We start from the raw sequence: 6,862 nt of genomic DNA on the forward strand, positions 1-6,862 counted from the left end.
CTGGCGAATATGGGCTCCGCGGTGATCCGGCCGACCGCCCCGGTGGTCACCGGGATCCGCACGACCCCCGGGACCGCCTGGAACGAGTTCTCCACGAGCGCCAGCGCTTCGGCAAGTGTTATGACCGAGAGATATCGCTTCACCACAGTATCACCTCAACCTCCTCACCGACCTCAAGCCCCTCACTCGTCGCCGGGATCCGCACCAGCCCCTCACTCTGCACCAGGGTGTTGAGGAGTCCCGACTTCCCGAAGACCGGCACGGCCTCGCCGTCCCTGACCCTGACCCGGATATAGTCCTCCCGCCCGCGGGTGGAGGGGACGTTCTGTGTCAGCCGTGCGCGGAGGGTCCGCCGGGAGACCGCGGTCGTGCGCATCGCCGCGAGCAGGTGGTCGACGATAGCGACGAGCACGACAAACGCTGAGGCCGGATGACCGGGAAGCCCGATGACGGGTTTTCCCCGCGCCGTCCCGATGATGGTGGGCTTCCCCGGCGCAATGGCAATCCCGTGCACCAGCACCTCACCGAGGTCGGCGATGACCGCCGCGGTGTTGTCCCGTTCGTCCTTTGATGAACCGCCCGATACCAGGACCGCGTCGCACCTGTCGAGCGCCGAAGAGACGGCGTTTTTCAGCGCCTCCCGCTCGTCCCTGACGATCCCGAAGTAGACCGGACGGCAGCCCCGCTCCGCCACGAAGGCGCCGGCAAGGTAAGAGTTTGCGTCCCGCACCTCCCCCGGCCCCGGGACCCCGGTTGCCGGGACGAGCTCGTTACCTGTGGATATGATCCCGATCACCGGCGGCGTCACCACAGAGACCCGGTCGGCACCGACCGCCGCGGCGACCCCGATATCCCGGGGAGAGAGCACACGGCCCCGCTCGAGCACCACCGCTCCTGCCCGGAAGTCCTCGCCCCTGAAGACCACGTTCTCGCCGGGCGCCACCGGCCGGTGCACGAGCACATCGTCCCCAATCAGTTCGGCGTGCTCGATCATCACGACCGCATTCGCACCGCGAGGCAGGGCCCCGCCGGTGGGGACGTACCTGCACGAGCCCGGGGAGATGCTGCCGGCATCCGCGCTCCCCATCCCTATCCGGCCCAGACACTGGAGCATCGCCGGGATAGCCTCGGAGGCCCCCGTGGTATCGGCCGCGGCGACCGCGTAGCCGTCGACCGTCGACCGGTCAAACCCGGGGATATCGATATCAGCAGAGACGTCCCTCGCGAGGACCCGGTAGAGGGCATCCTCAAGCGCGGCATCCTCGCACCCGGGCGGGGGCGCGATCCGCCGCACAACCTCCACGGCCTCACTGACCGGGACGACCTCGAGGAAGAGGCTCATCTGAAGCAGCCCAGCTGACAGCTCCTGATCTTTATCCTTGGTTCGTGCTGGTTGCAGTACCGGGCGATATCCATCTTCGGGATGCTGTATTTCTCCGATATCTCAAACGCCTGTGGGCAGGTGATCTCGTTCTCTATACCATATGCCTCGAATGCCTTCCGAATCTTCTCGTCGTTCATAGTACACACATGGTCTGCCTATAGAGAGATAGGATTTACTATCTGGCGGTCAGGAGCACGGCTGGACCAATCGCATCTACTATTTCCATGCGATTGTTGCGTCACGCAAACGCACGTGGGAGAGCGCGAAGGGGACGATACCGTCCAGCAACCGAACTCCGCGTCCTTCGCACGAGAGCACGTGGGTTTTCAGCGCTGGGGGCAATAGAGCCTCACGCGAAGGACGCGAAGACGCGAAGGGGTGTTGCAGGTACCCGGACAGATCTTCGCGCTCTTCGCGGCTTCGCGTGAGTTAGTGGATGGGAATAACAATAGAGCCTCACGCAAAGGGCGCGAAGACGCGAAGGGACAATACCGCCCGGCAACCGAACTCCGCGTCCTTCGCGCGAGGTGGCGATCTGCACCGGGGCCCACAAGATAAGGTGAAATGTTCCACTACCATTTAGCGTCTCGCCGACCCACGTATATACCCGATGCGGATCGCGCTGATTAATTCAAAACAGGACGTTGCGGGGGTAAACATCCGCCATCGCCTCGAAGAACTCCTTGCGGCCGGCGGGAGATGGCCGCTGGCGGATGACCACACACTGACGTTCCATGAGGTCGACGGGCGCCTGATCTACCAGGACCGGATCGATGAGGAGATCGAAGCCGACCTGATCATCTTCATCTCCCGGCACGCGAGTGCACAGCCGACGCCGGCCCTGACCGTGCACGTGACCGGCAACTACGATACCGCCGATCTCGGAGGGGAGCCGGGAGCGCTTGCACCGGCGGCTCCCGCGTGGATGCACGCCATTCTTCGAAACCTCACCGCCCGGGCCCCGGAGGACTACCGTGTCTCCTACGAGGTGACCCACCACGGCCCGACGGCCCTCTCGACGCCGTCGCTCTTCGTCGAGATCGGGTCCACCGCTACCGAGTGGGCCGACCCGGTTGCCGGACGAGCCGTGGCGGAGAGCATTCTCACTGCGGTACCGGAGGAGACGATCAACTTCATCGGGTTCGGCGGGACCCACTACGCCATGCGGCAGACCGAGATCGCGCTCTCCTCCCGGGGTGCCTTCGGCCACATCGCACCGGCACGACAGATAGGGTTTCTTGACCTCGGCCTCATCCGGCAGATGCGGGAAGCGAGCTGTGCCGTGGCAGCCTACATCGACAGAAAATCGCTTCCCGCCGACGAGGTTCGAAGGATCGAGCGGATGCTCGACGACGCCGGACTTCTCCTCCTCTCAGAGTCAGAGATCCTTGATATTGGAGATCTCGAGTGGACCACCTACCTCAGGGTCAGGGCTCTCGCGGAGGAGATCGCTCCCGGCTCACGCGTCCATATCCACGGCCTTACCGGAGACGGAACCCCGGCTCCGGTGCAGATTAACCCGGATCTGGTAGAAGAAACTGCAAAAATCAATAAGGAGAAGTTTATCGAAGCTCTCGGGAAATTGCCGGTGGCTCACCTCTCGAAAGGCTCAACAGAAGTTCTACCCTCCTTTATCGGCTTTGAGCACGAGACCTCCCGACTCGCAAGTGATATAACTACCTTGTGCGTAAAACTCTTACTTATCTGTGAAAACACTGTTATCGCGGGTGATCATCTTGTCCTTCGGAAGGTTCGGTTCGACCCAGCGAAGGCGCGCAGACACGGAGTTCCGAAAGGACCGCTCTTTGCCATGCTAGCTGGCGGGAGAGCGGTCGAGATCGACGGGCGGAAGATCACACCCGATATGGTGCAGACAACCAGCGCGAAACGGATACATATCCCGGGATTGGAGAGATATACATGAAATCTATCGTAGAAGAGGCACTTTCACGGGCGCGGGAGGAGCAGCGCTTTTCTGAGCCCACCGAGATCGACAAGGAGCTTGAGGATATCCTCATTGAACTCCGGACTGAGATCGCAGTCGTCGGGTGCGGGGGCGGCGGTTCGAACACGGTCACACGGATGTCGGAGGAAGGTATCAACGGGGCGCGGTTAATTGCCCTCAACACCGACGCCCAGCACCTCATCAGGACTGAGGCGGAGACACGCATCCTGATCGGGAGGCAGAGGACCCGCGGCCTTGGTGCAGGTTCGATCCCGCAGGTCGGCGAAGAGGCGGCCCTCGAGAACGAGGACGAGATCAAGCGGGCCGTCGAGGGGTGCGACATGGTCTTCATCACCACCGGCCTCGGGGGCGGTACCGGCACCGGCTCCGCACCGGTGGTCGCGAAGTCGGCCCGGGAAGAGGGCGCCCTGACCATCGCCGTGGTCACCCTGCCGTTCACGGCCGAAGGCGCCATCCGGGCGCAGAACGCCGAGGCAGGCCTCGAACGCCTCCGTGAAGTGGCCGATACCGTCATCGTCGTCCCGAACGATCGCCTGCTCGAGGTCGTGCCCCGCCTCCCGCTCCACGCCGCCTTCAAGGTCTCAGATGAGGTGCTGATGCGGGCGGTCAAGGGTATCACCGAGCTGATCACGACACCGGGGCTCGTGAACCTCGACTTCGCCGATGTCAGGACTGTCATGGAGCGGGGAGGCGTCGCGATGATCGGTATGGGCGAGAGTGACAGCGAGGACAAGGCCGCTGATTCGGTCAAGAAGGCGCTGCGCTCCCCGCTGCTCGACGTGGATATCTCCGGGGCGACCGCGGCGCTCGTCAACGTGGTCGGCGGGCCGGACATGACCATGTCCGAGGCTGAAGGCGTCATACAGGAGGTTTACCAGAGAATCGACCCCGATGCCCGTATCATCTGGGGTGCACAGGTCGATCCCGATATGCAGGGCAAGATGCGGACGCTGCTCGTTGTCACCGGTGTCCGGTCACCACAAATATATGGGAGAAACGAAAAGAGTATGCCACGGATGATGAAGCAGTTTGAGATCGACTTCCTGAAGTGAGCCGGTATGATGGATTATAAAGAGAAGTTTAAGGAAGCAAAGTCCTTCAAGGTCGAAGAGGAATTCTTCAAGAAGTACTGGCGTGTGCTGAAACTGGCGAGGACGCCGACTCGTGACGAATTCTCGAAGATCGCGATCGTTGCAGCGACCGGCATCCTGCTTATCGGCCTTGTCGGCTTTATTATATACGAGATCATGCTGGTACTGCCCAAATGATGGATATGGCTGCAAGCGCAAACAGGATATACGCAATAAAGACGACCGCAAAACAGGAACGGACGGTAGCCGACAACATCGAGAAAGTGACCCGGGACCAGAAAGACATCCATGTGACGGCCGTCATGGTGCCTGAGGAGCTGAGGGGCTACGTCCTTGTGGAGAGCCCTGACACCATCGCACGGATTGAGCAGTTGGTGGAGCTGATCCCCCACGCGCGCGCGGTGGTGGAGGGCTCGACCGACCTCTCTGAGGTTGAGCACTTCCTGGTGCCAAAACCGGTGGTCAGCGGCATCACCGAGGGCACAATCGTCGAGATCATCGCCGGCCCGTTCAAGGGCGAGAAAGCGGTCGTAAAAAGGATCGATTCCGCGAAGGAAGAGATCACCGTTGAGCTCTATGAGAGCATGGTTCCCATCCCAATCACGGTGCGGGGCGATTCGGTCCGCGTCGTGGAGCGGACTGAAGAATCTCACTGAGCATATCTCTCTTTTTCCCGCGTGCAGGTGTGGTACTCCTGCCTCCCTATACCTTTAAATCCCCTCACGGTGACCTTAGATAACCCAGGCATCTATTCCCCTGAAAGGGATTAGGCTGGTGAATTTGTATGACAGAAACGGTCGAGGTATTGGTACCCGGCGGTAAGGCTACGGCAGGTCCGCCTCTCGGGCCTGCGCTCGGACCTCTCGGTATCAACGTGAAGGCTGTCGTCGACGAGATCAACAAGAAGACGGCCGATTTCAACGGCATGCAGGTGCCGGTGACGGTCACTGTCGACGAGAAGCGGAACTTCACGATTGATGTGGGTATTCCGCCCACGACGGCTCTCATCATGAAAGAGGCCGGCATCGGGAAGGGCGCCTCAGAGCCCGGTACCCAGGTGGCAGGAGACCTGCCGCTGGAGGCCGCTGTCCGTATCGCCCGTATGAAGATTGATGACATGCTCTCGTACGACCTGAAATCGGCGGTCAAAGAGGTCGTCGGAACGTGCGTGAGCGTCGGCGTCACCGTTGAGGGACAAAAACCCAATGCGATGATCCAGGCCATCAACGACGGAACATATGACAGCGTACTCGTCGCATAGATGTCAGACAACCATAGAAGATCGTGAGGTCGCGTACTATGGAGGCAAAGGATGGTTGATAAAACCAGTATACTTGATGCCGTAACGACGGCACTGGAAAAAGCTCCGGAACGGAAGTTCAAGGAGAGCGTGGATATCACCGTCAACCTCAGGAATATCGATATGTCCCAGCCCAAGAATCGTATCGATGAGACGATTCTCCTCCCGAACGGTTTTGACAACGTCAAGATCGCAGTTCTCGGGAAGGGCGACATCACCACCCAGGCAAAGGATGTGGATGTGGACTATATCATCGGACCTGAGGAGATCGAGCGGCTCGGGGGAGAACCCCGTGAAGCGCGAAAAGTGGCGGCAGAATACCAGTTCTTCCTTGCAGAGACAGCAATGATGCCTCTCGTCGGTCGTTATCTTGGTGTCAGGCTCGGCCCACGCGGGCGGATGCCGATGCCAATCCCGACGGGAACGGACATCCGGCCGATTGTCCAGCGTCTGCGCAGTTCCGTAAAGATCCGGACGAAGGACAAGAAGGTTTTCCACGCAAAGGTTGGATCCGCCACGATGGAACCTGAGGAGATCGCTGAGAACATCGATGTGATCCTCCGGAGGATTGAGTCCGTCCTGGAGAGCGGGGCACTGAATATTCACTCGGTCTACGTGAAGACAACCATGGGACCGGCTGTGAGGATGATCTGATGACGCTCTATACGCAGAATCTGCCCCGGTGGAAGAAGGAAGAAGTAGCCGAGATCAAGCGCAGCATCGAGGAGCACACGCTCGTCGGCGTCGTGGACATGTATGGCATTCCCGCCTCACAGGTCCAGCAGATCAGGCGGAACCTCCGCGGCACCGCGAGGGTGAAGATGGCCCGCAACACGCTGATCGAGCATGCGTTAAGCGACCTCGGCGGCAGCGTTGCGGCCTTAAACGAGCACGCCACGGGCCAGAGCGCCCTGATCTTCACAAACGAAAACCCCTTCAAGCTCTTCAAACTGCTCGAGAAGACGAAGACCAAGATGGTGGCGAAGCCCGGCGAGACTGCGCCTGAGGATATCGTCGTCCCGAAGGGACCGACCTCCTTCAAGCCCGGACCCATTGTGGGCGAGCTTCAGCAGGTGGGAATTCCCGCAGCCATTGAGGGCGGAAAGGTCAAGATCCGCGAG

9 protein-coding genes are annotated in these 6,862 nt (G+C 60.7%); 7 read left to right on the forward strand and 2 right to left on the reverse strand.

What is annotated here, in order from left to right; translation table 11 throughout:
* Positions 1-139: 139 nt before the first annotated feature.
* Together glp and BP858_RS07540 are read right to left on the reverse strand one after the other, a co-directional pair.
* Positions 140-1,342, reverse strand: a complete 1,203-nt coding sequence (gene glp, locus BP858_RS07535) for a gephyrin-like molybdotransferase Glp (RefSeq protein ID WP_014866095.1) — start codon at positions 1,340-1,342, stop codon at positions 140-142.
* Positions 1,339-1,521: a hypothetical protein gene (locus BP858_RS07540; protein ID WP_014866094.1), complete on the reverse strand. Its 183-nt coding sequence runs from the start codon at positions 1,519-1,521 to the stop codon at positions 1,339-1,341. The genes glp and BP858_RS07540 overlap by 4 nt, the downstream gene beginning before the upstream one ends.
* Positions 1,522-1,994: 473 nt before the next feature.
* On the opposite strand from BP858_RS07540, the gene BP858_RS07545 reads away from it, so the two are divergent.
* From BP858_RS07545 to rplJ, 7 genes are all read left to right on the forward strand, one after another.
* Positions 1,995-3,308, forward strand: coding sequence for a D-aminoacyl-tRNA deacylase (locus tag BP858_RS07545; protein WP_286879210.1), 1,314 nt, complete (start codon positions 1,995-1,997; stop codon positions 3,306-3,308).
* A complete protein-coding gene (gene ftsZ / locus BP858_RS07550) occupies positions 3,305-4,402 on the forward strand; it encodes a cell division protein FtsZ (protein WP_286879211.1) in 1,098 nt (365 codons plus the stop codon). The genes BP858_RS07545 and ftsZ overlap by 4 nt, the downstream gene beginning before the upstream one ends.
* Positions 4,403-4,408: 6 nt before the next feature.
* A complete protein-coding gene (locus tag BP858_RS07555) occupies positions 4,409-4,618 on the forward strand; it encodes a protein translocase SEC61 complex subunit gamma (protein ID WP_014866091.1) in 210 nt (69 codons plus the stop codon).
* A gap of 5 nt (positions 4,619-4,623) precedes the next feature.
* The gene (locus BP858_RS07560) at positions 4,624-5,097 is read left to right on the forward strand and encodes a transcription elongation factor Spt5 (protein WP_145916391.1); all 474 of its coding nucleotides are present in this window, start codon (positions 4,624-4,626) and stop codon (positions 5,095-5,097) included.
* Positions 5,098-5,225: 128 nt separating this feature from the next.
* Positions 5,226-5,702 (forward strand): 50S ribosomal protein L11, encoded by a 477-nt coding sequence (locus tag BP858_RS07565; RefSeq protein ID WP_014866089.1) that lies wholly within the window; start codon positions 5,226-5,228, stop codon positions 5,700-5,702.
* 51 nt (positions 5,703-5,753) lie between these two features.
* Positions 5,754-6,395, forward strand: coding sequence for a 50S ribosomal protein L1 (locus BP858_RS07570; RefSeq protein WP_062261223.1), 642 nt, complete (start codon positions 5,754-5,756; stop codon positions 6,393-6,395).
* Positions 6,395-6,862, forward strand: a 468-nt coding sequence (gene rplJ, locus BP858_RS07575; protein WP_286879212.1) for a 50S ribosomal protein L10, incomplete at its 3' end; no start/stop codon positions are given. The genes BP858_RS07570 and rplJ, both read left to right, overlap by 1 nt.

It is taken from the genome of Methanoculleus sp. UBA413, assembly GCF_002502935.1.
Lineage (GTDB): Archaea > Halobacteriota > Methanomicrobia > Methanomicrobiales > Methanoculleaceae > Methanoculleus > Methanoculleus bourgensis.